Here is an 18215-nt window from a genome sequence, read left to right as displayed (position 1 = left end):
GCCAGAGCCTCAAGGCAGCTCCGAGTCAAAGAATCGAAGCCGAAATACCTCCTCATCGAGCACCGTGCCTTTTTCATCGACCACAGAAGCACGAACGATTTTGTAACCCACCATTCCTTGCGATGAATAACTTTTTTGAACCGATCCATCGGTTGTTGAAAACGATGATCCATCGGGAGAACTGTTCAGTACCCAGAGAACTTTCTGGCCTGCAATCGCTTCGCCACCTGGAATCGATACGAGCCTGAACGAGACGGGTACCGCCTGATCGACCGGGTAACTGCCAGTGCCGCTGATATCAGTCATCATTCGCTCATGCGCCTTGAGCGTAAACTGCATCGAACGGACGTCCCATCCAGCCCTGCCCCCGGGAACGGCTGCGTAAAGAACACAAGATTGAGGATCTGAAAGCCGGAACATAACGCTCGCGATACCTTCGCTATCCGTTGTCGTCGGCGCGATGTCCACGCCAGGGAATTCCCAGCTGACTTCGACGCCAGCCAAGGGATTACCGGTAATGGCCGAGACGACGTAAGCTCGGGCTGAAACGTTCTGGCCCGGATAACCGCTCGGGTCGTCGCTGACGAGCTCCGTTATCACGCGAGGCTCATGGAGAAAAAACGGCAACGAAAGCGACTCCGAATACAGCCCATCCCCCGCCCTCGCCGTCAGCGACGACGCGCCAGTAGTGGTGGGCACAAAAGCAATGCGCGCCACGCCGTAATAGTCGGTCGTGGTGACCCGCTCACCGAAATCCGGATGGCTCCAGACCACCGTTGTGCCGCGCATCGGCTTGTTCCCGTCAATCGAGACCAGCGTAATCTGCTCGGATACGGTGTCACCCCAGAACAGTGTCCGAAGAACTCGCGAGCGCTCGGCGATGGTCATCATTTGCGAGCCTTCGCCCACCGAGACGGCATGAATCGGCGACAGACTTGCCAGATCTTCGGCAGCACAATAAAAACCGAAGCTACCGTTGTTCTCGTCGCCAACGCTGAACTCGTACACGAGGCCGGAATCGCTGAAGGGTTTCGGGACACCCAATACGGAGTCAAGACCGCGGATGCCAAATGCAGATGGCCCTCTGTCGGCAATACCCAGGCTCAGATTGCGTTCGAATAACTGACTTCCCTCGTCGGCATTCACTTCGATCCGGTAATCAAGCGAGCGGCGTGCGAACAGGACTTTTTCACCAAAGGCTTGCGGCTCTCCCCTGTCAACGCTGATCGTGAGGCCCTTCCAGGGATCGCTGGCCAATGCCCTGACCTTCATCGAGCGCTGTTCGCTGGACGCGTTGTAAGGGCTGAATATCGCTGCGGTGATTGCCTGTTCTCCGGCGGCTGCAGGCGCGTGGGCATAAGCACTCCACCCCTCCTCATCGGTGGGCTCGACCTGTTCGGCGCTGCCCTTCCATTGCACCGGAACCTGGCCGACACCAAGGCCTGAGAATGCCGAGATCACACGAGCCCACAGACATAACGATTCTCCACCCATCACCGGAGTCACCGTGGTCTCGTGCCATTGCGCGATCCGCAGCTTGTTGTGCGCCAGGTCCATGGGTTTGCCCTCTGATGACAGGGCCAGCTGGGGCAGCGACACGGTTATCTGAAACTTCCCGGGCCGGGCGCTACGAGAGAAATCCAGCGACCAGACGAAACCACCGTCAGTCAATTTCTGCGTCGAGTCCAATGCTGGAAATACTTGCGCGTCCAGTTCCTCTGCCGCAGTTCCCGACCATACCAACGCGATATCCAGCCCGGTGAGTGGACTCAAAGCCTGGGGCAGGACCTTGAAGTCGTGCGCCGCTGCGAGACACGGATAAAAAGCCTGTGTATCCAGCGCGGCGTGGATCTGGTCGAGCATCAGGCTCATTTCCCGGCTCGGTTCCTGCCAGAACAGCCGCCCGGTCAACTCTCGATCCGCCTCGTTGCCGTCAATGTGCAGCCTCAATTGAAAGAGGCTGCTCACGTCACTTTCAGTAGCATCGAGCGTCCACCTCAGGCCTTGACCGGTGAGAGGTCTGACCACATCCAATTCAGGAATGTGCAGACCGATCCGAGGATCGTCGCCGCGCCAGTGCAGGCTGACGTTGCGGTCACGCCAATCTTCCGTAAGCGGCAGAATCTCCAGCTCATGTTTCTGCCCGCGATGGCAGAGCAGGCCAAGTGTGTTGCGCTCGACCTCGACACCATCAAGCAAAATCCGCACCCTGCTGTTCCAGGGGCTGGTCGCGATCGCATTGACCTTGAATGACCAGGGAACGGATGGCGCCTGGGAATGCGCCCTGACGCTGACATCGACGGTGGTTTCCCCCACCTCCAGGGGCTTGCACCACGCCCCCGCCCAGCCGTCGCAGCCTGAGGTCGTATGGACGGTTTTGCCCCCCGGCATGCTCCATTCGACCTGCGCGCCGATGACGCCGTTTTTCTCGCCGCTGTCGGTGTGATGAATGACCTGCAGCCGCAGCAGCGCGCTTTCGTTTTCATCCAGTACGGGCGATCTGTCCGCCTCGCGGACCTCACCGATTTCGACTTTGTTGCGTGCCAGGAACATGCGTTTTATCGGTGACGGTTTCAGTAATCTGGAGCACACCAGAAACAGACCGAACTGGCCATCGACCTTGTCCTGCGCAGCAAGCGACCAACGCAGGCCGGCCGCTGGTTCTTGCCATTCACCCAGTGCCGGCTCGACGGCTATTCCCAAATCGTCGGCGGGGTCGCCGGACCAATGCAGCGAAATCGGCAGGTCTCGCAACGGGTTGTCCCTGGGTATGGATACATCAATGATGTGCGCCGAACCACGATTTGGGTAGCCGTCCTCCGGCCATTCGGTAATGACCCCGTTTTCAAAAATCACAAGATGCAGCCATGGGCTTTCAGCCAGAACCTTGACCGCGAAATCTTCCCTCGCCACCCCGTCAACGTCATAAGGACTTGCAACCGAAGCCTGTATCACCACATCGCCCACATGCTCGCTGGTGGGCGAATAATCGATATACGCCCAACCCTGCTGATCGGTAATGCAGGCGCCAATGACGTCACCCGCGATCGACCAGTTTACAGTCCGCCCGCCAACGCCCTGACCGGTGTAAGGCGACACCACTTTCACGCCCAGGGAAACACTTTCGCCGAGCAGCGGGTAATAAGCCGCCTCTCGCGTTTCCTGAAACACCAGACGGTGATGCCCCAAAGACACCTGCATCGCATAGGGCTCGGCGGTGTACTGATTGATCAGGTTCAATGTGAATGCATAGTCTTGCGCATCGTCCAGCAGCGGGCAGTTGATGAGCCATTCGTCGGTCAGTGGCTGGTTGGTTTCCCAGCGGGGCTCAGCAGTGACTGCTCCCATGGGATTGTTCGCAATGGCCAGTGCTGCCTGAGTGCCGAGCCACGGACTATCATCCGCCAGGCAGAACCGCACCCGGTGCCCGCCGAGGATCTCGGAGCCCAGGCACAGATAAAGCGGAGCGCCGGCCGTGCGGGCATGTTCATCCAGGATGATGCTCTGCACTTTCGGTTCATCAAGTTCCAATTGCAGATCAATGCAGGTGATGCAGACTTTTTCCCGTGAGGAAGGGGCGTTTTTCGGACTGCTTATCTCGATTCGCAAAACATCGCCCGCAACAAACGATGACATCAGCGGTTCACGGAAAAGGTTCGGTTTCAAATCCAGCGGGAGCCCGGCGTTGAGACGGATCTGGTCCTGTTCACGGTCGCGGGCGTTGCCGGGCGGCAGCTCGAAGTGTTCGACCCGGACGCCATTTTTGTGCACCGACAGTAAGCCCGGCTGAGTGTGGCGGGTTTCCCAGAGGAAGCTCAGGACATAGCGCGTATCGTCAGCCGATGACTTGGGCAAGGTGATGTCTTGCCACGCTTTGCCTTCGTTACGCGCAGCCAGAAAGGATTGATCCTTACCCTGATAAGGCTCGGATTCCTTATCGACGCGCCCCTGCTTCTGCCACAGCCTCAAACCCTGGAGAAACTCGCCATCGTTCACCAGGTTCTCGCGTGCATGGATGATCGCTTCAGGCATGACCGCGCCCTCCATTGCCTGCAGCTTCTGCGTTTTCTTCCGCTTCAATCACCAGATCCATGACTTTTTGGGTAAACGTCGGGTCGCCGGCTCTGGCTGTGTAGTGAATCTCGAAAATGATGTCAGTCAGGCTGGCAAGCTGTTGCGCCTGGCGAGCCCGGTCAAACCAGGGGCAATACAACGAGAAGGTGCCGATCAGGCCGGTAAACTGGAAAGGCCGCAGCAGGCCCTCTTCCGGTTTCACCGCAGACGTGCCGTCATCACCGACGGCCAGCGAAATCGCGATTTGCTGACCGCTGCGCACGTTATGCACAACATCGACGGGCGCTACATCCCCTGTCGGGTCGAGCAAATACTGTACCGATTGCGCCGTGGCCTGAGTGGCCGTCATATTGCTCACCTGCGTCAAAATCATTCGCGTGTTCTCGAATGGCCCGGCGACGACCGGCAGCGTGACAGCCACTGAACTGATCTGACGGCAGTAGTGCCCCGGATAATCACGGTCGAAGAGCAACTGCGTGAGTCTGAATTCCAGCGCTCCGGTATCGCATAGCTGCTTCAGCGCGTGCGCCCAGTTTTCGATACCGGGTTGAGGGTCAGTAACGTCATCGCACAACGAGCGCAACGAGATGGTCCTCACAAATTGCAGCTTCAGCTCGGTGCGCTGCACATACTCACGCTCCAGCAGCAGCAGGTAATTGCGCAGATGATTGGCGGCGGTCAGTCCATGATATTGGTCATGCAACACCTGGGGGGGCGGGTTTACTGCGTAATTACCCGTTTCCGCGCTCAGTGACGCCTGTGCGCTGAGGCACAGGCTGACCACCGCATCGTAGGCCTGATAGTGCAACGCCTTGAGCTGGCCGAGCATCCAGTTGAACAGCTCGGCATTGGTCGCACGTTTTTTCAGGAAGTTGTACATCGTCACCGCCTGACCGTTCGCCCTGAGCGTCTGTGCGAGGTTGATTCGGGCGGCGGCCACAGCATGATTCTGCGCTACGATTTGCGCATCGATTGCGCGTACCTCCGCCAGTGCCTGGTCACGTTGCAGTGCCCAGTCATTGCGTCGCCGGCGATAGGTTTCGTTGGTGCCTTGTTTGTCGGCATCCGCCTGCGCGCCGATCGACAAAATATTGAACAGGTCGGCAGAGGCAAACAGTATTTGCTCAGGCAGCGCGCCGCCATTGGACATGCCGAAAATCTTCGGCAGCGCTGCGACCGCTCCGCCCGCCGTTCTGAGCGCAGAAGACTGCATCGCCAGTTCCTTGGAGCGTTGCAGGTTGGACATGACTGCATACTCGGCGTCCGATACGTTTTCTTCGTAGCGTGTCGCATACGCTTGAGCAAGCTCGACGGCTTTTCCCCGATTTTCGGTAAGCGATACGACTACCGCCTCCATCTGGGCAATGGTCTGCTCTTGCACGGTCAGCGCGTAATTGCCCAGCTCGACGAGATGGCTTTGCTGCAGTTCCTCTTGTTCAGCGCGATCACGGCGCTCCAGCACGTTGAGTATCTCTGCGGCAAACTGCTGCATGGTTTCCACCGCCCGCAAGGCGAGTTCGAAGGCTACCCGCCAATAGAAAGCGATGACCCGCGTCTGCCCCATCGAGCGCGGTCTGCCATTGCTGCCGGCTGCCCGGTCACGCAGCAACTGGTTGGGATCAGCCGGCGGGCTGAACAACGGTATGTCCAGCGGACGACCGTCAATGGTCAGATTGTTGCGCAGATTGAACAGGCGCTTTTGCGGCGCCTCGATCCAGTCGACCAACACCTGATTGATCGGAATTTTGAAAGGGCCGCAGGCCAACAGGCCCAACTGTGGGGCGACATCAGAACCTGCGGGAATGTCTGCCAGACTGAACTGAAATTCGCTTTCAAACTTTTCCAGATCCGGGCGTTTGCTGCAGTCTTCCAGCAGCGCCCCCAAAGTGACCGCCTGCCAACGGCTGACGGTACTCCCCGAGGGTGGCTTGCCCATGAAAAAACCGGCCTGTACGTAACGCAGATGGGCAGCGGCAAGACTTTCGCGAGTCAACTGGCGGTAATACCAGTCTCCCCATGCCATCAGGTTTTTCACGTATTCGACAAATACTACAAGCCTGTAATGTTTCGGCTCGGAATAGGCGATGGCATCCGGGTCCAGCGGGGCAAGGCTCTCGGCACCAGAGTTGCCTGGACCGGTCAACGGACGGCAACGCCAGTAGCTCGGACGGGCATCTGGCACCGTGTCGGGGTCGGCAGGAGCGTGGGGAGCGAACAGGTAATGCAGCCAGTGCTGCGCATCGCTGAACCGATCCTCATCGCGCAGTCGTGTTGCCACCAGATGCACCGCGTGGAAAAACAGTTCCCAGAAGAACAGGCCATTGGCACCGTCAAAAGGCCCGTTGGGTTCTTCGAATGCAGGAATGCCTGTAGGACCCGGTTCTTTCAGGTGCTGCGTTTGCCAATCCAGAACCGCGTCCGGAGAAATATTGGCGCGCTGCACCAGTTCGGGGCCGAACAGGGAATTGAGCCGCACATACTTGAGGGCGTAGTCCGCGCCCAGGTTGAGGTCGAGAAACTGCGCCGCATCGATGGTGTTTTTCAACAGGGTTGGCGGGATGAAGTCCATCAGGTCGACGATGCTCAGATCGAATTTCTTCCTGCCGTATCCCGCTGCATCAGTGCCCAGCGAGAAACTCGTGGGGTTTGGCCATGTGCCTTTTGTCCGCGTGAATTTGCCCAGTGGCATTGTCCAGTTGCCTGCGGGTTTCTGCATGGTTTCAACAGGCGGCGGATCACCAGCCGGCGGATCCCCGAGGATTGTCAGCTTCATCATCACGTCGTTGCCATCCAGTGGGGTCGGGCGGCATAGACCATCGACGGTCAGCACATCGTTTTCACCCACTCGCAACGCGAAGACATTCAGATCCAGATACGGCGTCATGCTGCCGGCCGGGGCATCTTCGCTGACGATGGTGACCTGGCTGCCCAGTGGGTGCTGAACTGTCTCGGCAGTAAGGAAGCGGTCGTCCCGGGCAGACGTCAGCCATGCGCCTGAATCCGTGACAGGGCGCATCAGCACATCGAACACAGCGAACTGGTTGAATGGCCTGGGCTCTGCCCTGCCCTCTTCCCGGTCGCCATTTTCATCAACTGCTGCTCCCATCACCGTCCCCGTCAGCAACACCCCAAGCTTGCCTTTGGGGTGTTGATGGTCGGTCCAGATCGTGGCGATCAGCCGGACCGGATCGGGACGCGTCACTGGGTCGGCATGTTCTGAACTGTGCAGACTCAGCGGTGCCGACCACTGGCCGTTCTCGGTCATGAACGCCAGGTTGATGTCCAGCTTGTGGGGGATAAAGTCTTCCGCGGTTTTGCCGGTGACTTTGTCACGCCACTGTGCCCAGACCACGCAAAGCCGGCCGTTCCAGATCAGCGGGCGCATGTCCAGGACACCGTTCACCGCTGGAATATCGACAGCTTGCCATTCATCCCAAGCCGCCGGATTGACCGCGCGACTGCTTTTGAGCAGTTCGACGCGAACCTTGCGTACGTAGTACTGGTACGGAGGAACGCGTTCTCTGCCGATGAAGCAATAAACAGAGTCGGCAGGCTCGAGGCCGTCCATGTAGCCACTGATCACATCAAGATTGCAGATCCGCTCGAAGGCTTGCAGATAGTTGCGCAGCGCGATCAGAACCGAATCGGCACTGAGGCGGGTCTGGTTGAGATCGTTTTCGAGAATCCTGAACAGGCTGGTTTTGCGTTGACGCACATAGGCGTTGATATAGCTGGAAGGATGAGTCTGGATCAATTGCGCTGCGGCCCATTCGGAATAGGTTCTTTCCAGCTTCCAACGCTCAAGCAGTTCGGGGTTGAAAGTGTGACTTTGGTAACCCGGCTCAAGTTTGTGCAATACCGCATCGATGAACTGCTGAGCGCAACTCGTCGCCTCTGCCACGTAGGAGGTTTCTACGGCCAGGGTGTTTTGCACGTCGGTGCGAAACAACTCCGACAGATCCGCCTCTGTTTTGAGGAAATCATGCCCGGATTTGCGCGCGAGTGCGCCGATACAAAAATCGATCAATGCCGAGCGGTGTTTCTCCAGCAACGTGCCAGTGACATGCGAATTCATCGTCCTCTCTCCTTGGAATATGGCTTGAGTTCAAATGCGTGAAAAAGCGATACCCTCAGGAAGCCGGCTCGTTATCTTCGAACGTGATGGGATCGAAATAGGCTGCAATGCCGCTATCAGCGCTTCTCACGATGATTTCGAACGTGCCGCCGGTATGGCTGGAGACAACTACCTGTGAGCGGCCTTGCTCATCGGTAACGCCATGATCCGGTTCAATGATCGCGACTTCTTCGCTTGGCGATGGCAAGCTCCAGCTCCACTCAACCTTGCGTTTTTTGCCGGGATTGTCGTAGTCATCCAGCAACCGGATGCTGAATGCGACAGTCTGGCCGATCCTGACACTGCCAGGCGGCAGCTGTGATGTCTTCTCAGGCGTCATGGAGGTCAGGTCCACGACAATATCAACGGGGCCTGCGGGTCTCGGCTCGAACAGTGCAGGCCAGAAGAGCGGTGTTTCTCTGCCCGGCAACGCCCCCGGCGTGAAGGTCGCGGTGAGTACACCCTCTAGATTGGTGTCGTTGCTGACAATGTCGCCCAGCGTCGTTTGCCAGTTCAGGCGAAGGCCACTGAGCGGCTTGTTGTTGGCGTCGGTGACAGTAACGGTATATGTGGCTTTTTCACCGGGTTTGTTGGCGATGACCGTGGCAGGGCTCAATGTCCAGACCACATTGACCAGTTGATCCAGATCGCCCGCCCCCGGAATAACGGGAACCAGCGGTTCGGTCTCGCTGAGCAAGGCGAACTCGGCAGCCGCTTCATATGCATTGCTGACGTCTTCTTCCGGCAGCTTGCCGATCAGAAGCATGGTCTTGGCATCCATGCCACTCTCTGCAGACAGCCTGCGCAGGCGCATCAGAACGTCCAGCTGAGGAAGATTTTTCAGCACCTTGGTCGCCGGTACTATGTGCAAGAGACATTCATGCACGTCTTGCACACTCCAGCCCAAAAAGAGCGCCAGCCTGACTTCCGCTGCCTTTTGCGCCAGCGTCAGTGCATCACCGCTGAGATCTTCACGCAGCTCATTGACCTCTTGAAAGTAGTCCAGCAAGTCCTGCTCAGGCTGCTCGCTGATGGCAATCGCCTGGGTCATCACCGTCAGGTAGTAAAGTGTGGACAACGAAAAATCTTCCGGCGGATGGCCGATCCAGGCCTGTGATCCATAGGCCAGGTAGTCCTCCAGCAGACTTGCGCTCAAGCCGAGCTGTGTGACGATTTCACTGAAGCGGCGCACTTGGGCAAGAAGTCCAAGCAGTTCAGGGGGACTTTCAGTGCGTGCGCGACGCGGTTGTTCGGCTTCGGTCATCGGCAAGTCTTTTATCTGACGCAATAACCCGAACACTGTCGCGCCAGCCCAATTGAGCGTTGACAGGACTTGCTCGGCTGCAATATTGGCGTAAACGGCAAGGGTTTCCTGGACTATCGATGACTGCGCCTCGCTGGCCTGATTGAAAACTGTCAGCATGATCGCGAGTGTCGTTTCAAGTTCTGCGGGGGGCAGGTCGCCGAGAGCGGTCCTGATCGCCCAGCGAAGTTTGTTCAGGACAAAGAGGCGGTATTCCTCAGCTGTCCCGGTGGGGGACAGCAGCAGACCATCATCATCAATCAGGGGCTGCAGACCTGCGGCCTCGATCGACAGCAATTGAACCCAGCTATCAACCCTTGCAACTGGCACGCCCGCCATCATCAGGGCGCTCTCGGAAAATAGCGCTGCGGGCAGCAAGCCGCGAACCTGTTCAAAAAACTGCAAGTCGCGATCCGTTGCTTCACTCACCGGCAGCAAGGGCGAGACGTGCTGCAACATCCAAAGCACCGGCAGATCGCTTTGACGGCACCACTGGACACAGGTGTGCATGGCTTCGATCAGGTGCAAGGCATCCGGACCTTCCCCTGCGGGATCGATGCTCGGTTCTCCCGCCAGACCGTCAAGCCACGCTTTCCCACCGACCAGGCTCAACAGCGAAATCGCTTCTACGGGCGTGATCCCGAACATTCGCGCCAGTGCCACCAGTCGATAGAAGCTCGAAATGACTGCCCTGCTGCGCGGCAACTTCGAATTGGGCGTGTAGGCGCCGGCCACGGCGAGAGCCAGATAGGCGTAGGTTTGAAGGTTGATACCCAGTCCGCTGCACAATTGACTGATCGTCAGGTCGACAATGCCCGGCGCGGGCACCCAGTCAAAGCCTTCACCGTCAAGTACAAAAGGGGCCCTGTGACTTCCCTGACTATTGAAGATCCGATCGAACTGCGAAAGTGCTTCGCCGCGACCATAGATCGCCAGTTGGTCGACGAACACGGCGAAATCCGCCGCAGAACAGTTGTAATGCTTGCGTAACCGCTGGAACAGACCCAGACCATGAACGACGTTTTCGGAGATCGCCCACTGCTTGTTTCCCGCGCCGCGACGCTCGGCGTTGATCAAGGCAGCCACGACGTCATCCACTTCGCCACTGGGCATTTCAAACCATTTATCCAGGCGTAACTTGCGGTTCATCCGGTCGAAACCGTTCAGGCCCTGAGCGGTGTAGGGCGCCAGGTAGATTCGCGCGTATTGACTGCCACCGTCATAGAAACCAATACCGGGATGCTTACCGCCATTGATATAAACCGAACCGTAGCGTCCGCTTTCGGATGTACCGTCATCGGCGATGTCGTACCGCACATTTGGCGAGCGTTCCGATTCGAAAGCACCTACCGATAACAGGCGCGTCAGCATTGGCGTATCGAGTTTCGTCCGTTCGCAAAAAAACTTGACCTGATTGAGGTTGAACACATCCGTGCCTTCAACGCCGAAGTTGTCGGTATAAAATTTCCCATAGACTTCGGCGTCGAACGGGATGAAAGGCTCTGTCAGAAGCTTGCGCTGATAGGGCCCCAGGCCCGTGTCATGCGCCCATGCAGCCCCTGACCCGGCAACCCAGTTATTCGAACGAAGGAAACCAGGCGACAGCAAATCGATAGCCCGCACAAAATCACCTGCCAACAGCTCATGGGAGCGCACCACTTCTTCAATGGTGCTCCAGGGTTGGTAGTAGGGCAGACCATTGGGATAACGCGCAGCAATCAGTGCCTCCCGCTGATCCTCTATCGGAATGTTCGAGTCGATGAAAGTCTGCAGGATCGAACTACTGACTTCGACCGAAGACACGCGCTGGTGCATCGATTGCTCGTCGATCAACAGGTGCTTGAGGTCCGCTCGCCGATCGTGCAATGGCTTGCTTGCGGGGTCGCCTGCAACCTCGATCTCGTCAACGAACTGGTAGAGGTTCACCAGATACGCCTGCAGCGAATCAATAGCCTCGGGCGAACCCACAGGACACATCTGTTCAAACCCGGGGGTAAACAGGCGCTCCAGATTGGGACCGTCGACTATGGAAAGCAGCCCACTGAAAGACTCGGCTGGCGCCCTGTGGCTCCCGCGCTGGGTGTGCTCGAGGTACTGGCGCAAGATATAGGTGGCCATAGAGCGCAGTGGCCGGATGATTTTTTGTGCATCAACGGGACTCAGACCATATCGGCTGATCAAACCCTCGGCGTTGTGTTTAACCAGCGGGAAAATCGAGCTGTCCTGGAGGTCGGCACGCAGCTTTGCCAGGCCGGTGTTTTCAGCGAACGCTGACTCACCGAATATCTGGTCCAGCAATTGCTGAGCGGGACGAAGCGTATCTGCCATGATCGGTATCCTTGGGTATGACGGCGCTGAACCACCTCGCCAATTGTCCGCAGCGACGTCGGATTGACTGGAATTAAGCGCTCATGGCCGCCAACTGTCGCCTGTCAGAACTGACAGGTTTATCTACCGTTCATCGGGTTCTACCGACGCTGTTTCGCTGGCGCGTCTCCAGCGTCAACCTCGAAACGCGAACTCAGCACCCGCTCTGACACTGTTTCTCCTTGGTCATCAGTGAGCGTCTGGTGAAACCAGCACCAAGTGCCGCCTGCCGGCAGCGATTGTCCTGACTGGCCCTGCCATTGCCCTCCGTCCACTGGAACGTGCTCGAGCCAGACCACCTCAGGATTGAACCAGCTCACCAGTTGGCCGACACCTGGGCGACCATGTCCTCGGAACCAAGGGTTGCGATCGACCTGGCGCCCTGGTTGCGGCGCCTCGATGACTGGCAGATAAGTGCCGACCGCCAGCTGCTGCAGGGTCGGCTCAGATTGAAACTCTGCGGATGAAGCAATCACCTGCAACGCGTGATTGCCGCCTGCAACACTCAGGTTCAACAGCATCGACCAGGTGCGATTGTCCGCGACCACGGCCTCGCCCCGGGCATCGCCCAGTGTCGCCAGTACTTTGTCGCCGGGTACGCCAAAACCGCACACCCACACTCGCCTGCCCACATGATCGTCGGCGGTTGGGGTTTCGATGGAAGGAGCGTTCGGGACAACCCTGTAGCTGCGTATCGGGCTTTCTTCGGACCGGGTCCCCGCGAACGCTTGCCGGGCCCAGAGTTGATGGTGACCGGTCAACTGTTTCAACTCCCAGTGCCAGGAACCATCAGGCTGGACTTCGATATCGGCGGCCAGTTGCACGTTCGCATCCACGTCCCATATTTCAACGTAGGCGCCGCGCCAACCGGTGCCCTCAATCCTGCCATCGCGCGGCATGGTGCCGTCCTGCTCCGGAACGGTGATCTGTGGGGCGAGTAGCGCTACCGTGAATGCACGCGGATCACTGGGCTCGGATTTCTGCTCCTCCAGCGTTTGCTGCGCATCAATGCTGTACCAACGCCGCGACAGATCGGTCAGGTTGATCGACCAGGGGCCGTTTACGGTCAAGTCCAGTGGTTGCCCCAGTGCATTGCCATATTGCGCATCGCGCAATTGCATCGAGGCGCCGGCCATGCCGTTGCTGCCGGTCACAATCAGATCCGCTGCGACCACGGCACCTTCCAGCGGTGTGTCGATCTGCGGTTTCAGCACGCTTCGGCTGACCGCGAAGTCTTTTCTGACCGCAACCGACTCCTGTTCGGCAGCAATCTGGGTGACAGTGACGGTGTATTGCCCCGGTACAAAACCACCGGGCTTTTCGTACCGCCATTGACCCTCATCTGTTTCAGCCACATACCGACCGTCGCCGTTGAAGGCCAGGAGGACCTCGGCACCCGGCCAGCAGGTGCCGGTAAATATTGGCGACTGGCCGTTTTCCTGTGGATCATTCAGGCCTGGCGCCTGAGGCGGGATGGAAAAAACATACTCGAGGGGTTCAGTTGCACCTACATTCGCAATGGACTGGTGAATGCCGATTGTCTGATCTTTAGTCGGCCCCAACTCATCAAGGGTAGCGCTTGACCACCGCTCATTCACCACGACGGTGCTGGGAGCAATTTCCCAGCCGTCAGGACGAATAAACCGGACAGTCGCACCTGGGTAGCCCTTGCCGCTGAACACCGGACGATAGGTTGGGGTATGAGTGACTTCGCTGACCTGTGGAATCCAGTGTTTGACATCAAACTGACAGGCATGCGAGTCGATCCAGCCGCTGGCGTTGTCGGCGATCTGCTGCACGACCTCGACTGAATAATTGCCCAGCCCCCAGCCTGTTGCTGTTACGACCCAGGAACCATCGTTTCGCACGTCGACGATGGGAGGCGTGTTCGGTGGCGTGGGGCCTGGGAAACTTTTGACGATAAACCGGATTCGCGTGGCGAGTTTCGGGTTGTAGTGGCCGGCGCCGGAGAACTGCACTGTTTGTGCGAAAGGAAATTCGTACTTGGATATTTCAAGCGTCGGCGGACGAATGCGGAAGCCATGCGCCTTGAGTGCCCCGGAGGAGAGACCCTGGAGCGTTTGTCTCACCACAAGAGAGAGCGGACCCGGTGCCAAGCCTTTCAATTTGACGCGCCAATTAGCGTTTGTCAGCTCCTCACTTGCACCTAACAGGACGTTGCTCAGATCCTCGAAAACTTCGACCTTGGCGCCGAGCAATCCATTATCGCCTTCAAGGTCGAAAGCCGCCTCTTGCAAAACTTCGGAATCGATGGCGGGAAAACCCAACATCCTCAAGGCTACTTCGTTTGAGTAAGAGTCAGATTGACCGGCCGATTGGTTTTTTGCTCTGACTAAAAAATAACCGGAGGGGACGAATATCCCAGACTTAAGGGGAAGCGCCCAAGTGTCAGTGTTGGAATCGTCGCTTACGGTCAACGTAACATTGTTATTGCGCGCGTCCTGTACCGAAATTTCTGCTTCTCTGTTACGAGTCCCCTTGAAAACCAATTGCGAGTGATTCACCAGGGTGTTTGCCAAGGGTGAGGTTATTTCAACCTGCAATTTTCGAATCGCGACTACACCGGATCCAAGCGATCTCTCAGAACCTATCTGCTGGACTGCATAAAACGACGTAATGTCCGAGGGCAATGTAATGGACGCAATCCAATTACCGCCCCCTGTCGGAATCGCAGTGGCCAACGCGACTGAATAAGGGCCACGCAGCCCGAACAGATAGATAGTACCGGCAGGCAGATGACCATTTCCCTGAACATTGAAAGACGTACTGACCAGTTGATCTGGTTTCGGCGATGTTATGAAAGGCGGCGGTGCAGGAATGATTTTTTGATTCCAACCCTCCGAAGGCCCGACATCATTATTAGTTCCGTCATATTGAATACGCATTTGCAGATAAACTTCTACACCATACGCCCCAAGTGGCACGCTCAAGTGAGCTGAGTAGTCATGCCACTGTGTGTCTTGGCTCATCGTGTCTGGTGAGTTTTTGCGTTCATATGCACCAGCGTTGAGCGCCAAATCAATATTGGCGCGATACCAGTTCCCATATCGGGTAGTCATTCTGTACCTTAAGGTCCTTACATAAATCCATCCATTTTCAAACTTGTATTGACACTTCAGTTCGGTAGTCAGGGAAGGCACGCGCGGGTGAGTCTGATAAAGGGTAGTGGTGACAGTGTTGGCCCAGAACACTTCGGAATATTGTTCCCCCTCGCCCACACCTGCGAAGGAAGCCTTATCAGCGAGAGATTCGTCCGTTAAGCGGTTGGTGTGAGCTTGATTCTCGCTCTCCTGCTCATTCCCGCTCTTGGATTTTCCAATCTCGTCGTCCATTTCAGTGCTCCTGCGCAAATAGGCAAACTTGCACCGAAGCTACGGGACTGCGGAAGGAGCGACCACTGTCAGTTCTGACAGTCGAAAAGACCTTGTTGGCATTAAAAACGTCATAACAATAGCGAAACAACTATTCAACCGGCGGGCGCACGCTCGATACCTGGCTACCTGAACTCAGCGGATTCCAATCAAGCCGATGCCGGCATCGGCTGAAAACTGAAGTAGCGCTGCAACGCCAGCACCAGTTGCCCGAACTCCGCTGGCGCGCGGCGCAGGATGAAGCCGGCGTCGTAATGCAGCGGCGTGGCGTCCTCATGGCACCACACGCAGCAGGCGCTGAAATCGATCACTTGCTGGCTGCCATCGCGGGCCGGGACTTTGACGCGTAACTGGAAATCCATCCCGACCATCATCGGCAGGTTGCTGATGAGCATCAGCCCGTCCGCCGATACATTGCCGAGAAAGCCGACGGGTCTGTCGGTGACGCTGTTGAATACTCTGAGGTAGTACGGCAATTGGTGCCGTTCGATCCGGCGGTCGGTAAACATGATGTGCTGTTCGCCATGCAGGGCTCAGCAAGGAGCCGCACCTGTGCTTCGGAACGAACCTGTGGAGCAGGCCCGCTCTCCCCGCTTCCGGTGTGACGGTCGCAATAGCGCCGTCACCTTTACCACTGCCAGTCGCAGGTGTTGCGCCGCCATCGAGACAAGGCTCGCGAGCGGTTTCCTTGACTATAGCGGAGCTTGTACAGACGGCCAGATTTTGTAGGGCAACACCGTCAGAAGCGCGTCGGCCGCACCACAGCAGCGGCGCTGCGTGTCGGGTAATGGCCCAGGCTCTGCAAGGTTTCCAGACGCGCGCGGGCGCGGTAGGCGTATTCGCTGTTCGGGTACGAAGCGATGATGAACTGGTAAGTCTGCACCGCGTCGATGTAGAGCTTCTGCCGTTCCAGGCACTGGCCGCGCATCATCGACACTTCAGGCCACACGTACGGCCGGGCGCGGCTGGCACGTTCGACCTTGGACAACTCGAGCATCACCTGCTCGCAATTGCCGCGCTCATAGGCGCTGTAGGCGTTGTTCAAATGATGGTTCATCGACCAACGGGTGCAGCCCGTCGCGGCGAGGACGCTGAGGGCAAGGGCGGCAATGGGCAACAATCGCATGGGGGTTCTCCTGTCTTGTGCTCTGTATCGACCCCTGGTCGGAAATCTTCAGGCGCGCTGGTCGCAAAGTTGCCGCGTTCAATAAAGAAAGCAATAACGAAGCTCTTCACAAAAAGTAGTGCAAACGAACAATGACTACACCCCTAGACCATAGTAGCCTCTGCCTGCGCTTGAACTCAGGAGTCTTTGCATGTCCGTCCGTCGTACCAAAATCGTCGCTACCCTTGGCCCGGCCAGTAACTCGCCGGAAGTTCTCGAACAGCTGATTCTGGCTGGTCTGGATGTCGCCCGTCTGAACTTCTCCCACGGCACCCCCGACGAGCACAAGGCTCGCGCGAAGCTGGTGCGTGACCTCGCTGCCAAGCACGGCCGCTTCGTCGCCCTGCTCGGCGACCTGCAAGGCCCGAAAATCCGTATCGCCAAATTTGCCAACAAGAAGATCGAGCTGAAGATCGGTGACAAGTTCACCTTCTCCACCAGTCATCCGCTGACCGAAGGCAACCAGCAGGTGGTCGGCATCGACTACCCGGATCTGGTCAAGGACTGCGGCGTTGGCGACGAGCTGCTGCTCGACGACGGCCGCGTGGTGATGCGCGTTGAAACCGCCACGGCCACCGAGCTGCATTGCGTGGTGACCATCGGCGGTCCGCTGTCCGATCACAAAGGCATCAACCGTCGTGGTGGCGGTCTGACCGCTCCGGCCCTGACTGAAAAAGACAAGGCCGACATCAAGCTCGCCGCCGAGATGGAAGTCGACTACCTCGCGGTGTCCTTCCCGCGTGACGCCGCCGACATGGAATACGCCCGTCAACTGCGCGACGAGGCCGGCGGCACTGCCTGGCTGGTGGCGAAGATCGAACGCGCCGAAGCCGTGGCCGACGACGAAACCCTCGACGGTCTGATCAAGGCCTCCGACGCAGTGATGGTTGCCCGTGGCGATCTCGGTGTGGAAATCGGCGATGCCGAGCTGGTGGGCATTCAGAAGAAAATCATTCTGCACGCCCGTCGCCACAACAAGGCGGTGATCGTGGCGACCCAGATGATGGAGTCGATGATCCAGAATCCGATGCCGACGCGCGCCGAAGTGTCCGACGTGGCCAACGCCGTGCTCGACTACACCGACGCCGTCATGCTGTCGGCCGAATCTGCCGCTGGCCTGTACCCACTGGAAGCCGTGCAGGCGATGGCGCGCATCTGCGTCGGCGCCGAGAAGCACCCGACCGGCAAGACCTCCAGCCACCGCATCGGCAAGGAGTTCAGCCGCTGTGACGAGAGCATTGCGCTGGCGACCATGTACACCGCCAACCACTTCCCGGGCGTCAAAGCGATCATTGCGTTGACTGAAAGCGGCTTCACCCCGCTGATCATGTCGCGTATCCGCTCCTCGGTGCCGATCTACGCGTTTACCCCGCACCGCGAAGCCCAGGCCCGCGCGGCGATGTTCCGTGGCGTCTACACCATCCCGTTCGATCCGGCCTCGCTGGAACCGCACGAAGTCAGCCAGAAAGCCATCGACGAGCTGACCAAGCGCGGCGTCGTGGAAAAAGGCGACTGGGTCATCCTGACCAAGGGCGACAGCTACCACACCACCGGTGGCACCAACGGCATGAAGATCCTGCATGTCGGTGATCCGCAGGTCTGAGTGATCGGAAGTTGAAACACCAAAGCCCCGCCATGTGAATGGCGGGGCTTTTTGTTGCCTGCATGTTGCTGAAAACCAATTTTCGCAGAACTTCAACTGTCAGTTTTGTCAGTTGTCGCGAGAGCCATTCCTGATTAGCGTGCAACTTCGTCACCCAACCACTCAAGACTGGACACGACTTGTAATCAGGGAGGATT

7 protein-coding genes are annotated in these 18215 nt (G+C 57.9%); 1 reads left to right on the top strand and 6 read right to left on the bottom strand.

Annotated features, from left to right (window positions below; genetic code table 11):
* Positions 1-9 precede the first annotated feature (9 nt).
* From AC4IHP_RS16860 to AC4IHP_RS16835, 6 genes are all read right to left on the bottom strand, one after another.
* Complete coding sequence (locus tag AC4IHP_RS16860) at positions 10-4080, bottom strand: Ig-like domain-containing protein (RefSeq protein ID WP_490832241.1); 4071 nt, start codon at positions 4078-4080, stop codon at positions 10-12.
* A complete protein-coding gene (locus AC4IHP_RS16855; RefSeq protein WP_490832240.1) occupies positions 4025-8149 on the bottom strand; it encodes a Tc toxin subunit A-related protein in 4125 nt (1374 codons plus the stop codon). The genes AC4IHP_RS16860 and AC4IHP_RS16855 overlap by 56 nt, the downstream gene beginning before the upstream one ends.
* A gap of 55 nt (positions 8150-8204) precedes the next feature.
* Positions 8205-11819, bottom strand: coding sequence for a Tc toxin subunit A (locus AC4IHP_RS16850; protein WP_490832239.1), 3615 nt, complete (start codon positions 11817-11819; stop codon positions 8205-8207).
* Positions 11820-11959: 140 nt separating this feature from the next.
* Positions 11960-15211, bottom strand: coding sequence for a hypothetical protein (locus tag AC4IHP_RS16845; protein ID WP_490832238.1), 3252 nt, complete (start codon positions 15209-15211; stop codon positions 11960-11962).
* 188 nt (positions 15212-15399) lie between these two features.
* Positions 15400-15759, bottom strand: coding sequence for a PilZ domain-containing protein (locus AC4IHP_RS16840; RefSeq protein WP_460121060.1), 360 nt, complete (start codon positions 15757-15759; stop codon positions 15400-15402).
* Between the two features lie 230 nt (positions 15760-15989).
* Positions 15990-16376: a tetratricopeptide repeat protein gene (locus AC4IHP_RS16835; RefSeq protein WP_016773461.1), complete on the bottom strand. Its 387-nt coding sequence runs from the start codon at positions 16374-16376 to the stop codon at positions 15990-15992.
* A 190-nt stretch (positions 16377-16566) separates the two neighbouring features.
* On the opposite strand from AC4IHP_RS16835, the gene pyk reads away from it, so the two are divergent.
* Positions 16567-18018: a pyruvate kinase gene (pyk, locus tag AC4IHP_RS16830; protein WP_024014116.1), complete on the top strand. Its 1452-nt coding sequence runs from the start codon at positions 16567-16569 to the stop codon at positions 18016-18018.
* The last annotated feature ends 197 nt before the right edge of the window (positions 18019-18215 follow it).

The sequence above is a fragment of the Pseudomonas sp. UF-293 genome, assembly GCF_058245595.1.
Note: the sequence above shows the minus strand (reverse complement) of the source record. Positions and strands in the feature narration are given on the sequence as shown.

Bases quoted from the DNA above. Each gene is read 5' to 3' on its own strand.
- AC4IHP_RS16855 (WP_490832240.1), bottom strand. From the start codon at position 8,149: ATGAATTCGCATGTCACTGGCACGTTGCTGGAGAAACACCGCTCGGCA.
- AC4IHP_RS16850 (WP_490832239.1), bottom strand. From the start codon at position 11,819: ATGGCAGATACGCTTCGTCCCGCTCAGCAATTGCTGGACCAGATATTC.
- AC4IHP_RS16845 (WP_490832238.1), bottom strand. From the start codon at position 15,211: ATGGACGACGAGATTGGAAAATCCAAGAGCGGGAATGAGCAGGAGAGC.
- AC4IHP_RS16840 (WP_460121060.1), bottom strand. From the start codon at position 15,759: ATGTTTACCGACCGCCGGATCGAACGGCACCAATTGCCGTACTACCTC.
- AC4IHP_RS16835 (WP_016773461.1), bottom strand. From the start codon at position 16,376: ATGCGATTGTTGCCCATTGCCGCCCTTGCCCTCAGCGTCCTCGCCGCG.
- pyk (WP_024014116.1), top strand. From the start codon at position 16,567: ATGTCCGTCCGTCGTACCAAAATCGTCGCTACCCTTGGCCCGGCCAGT.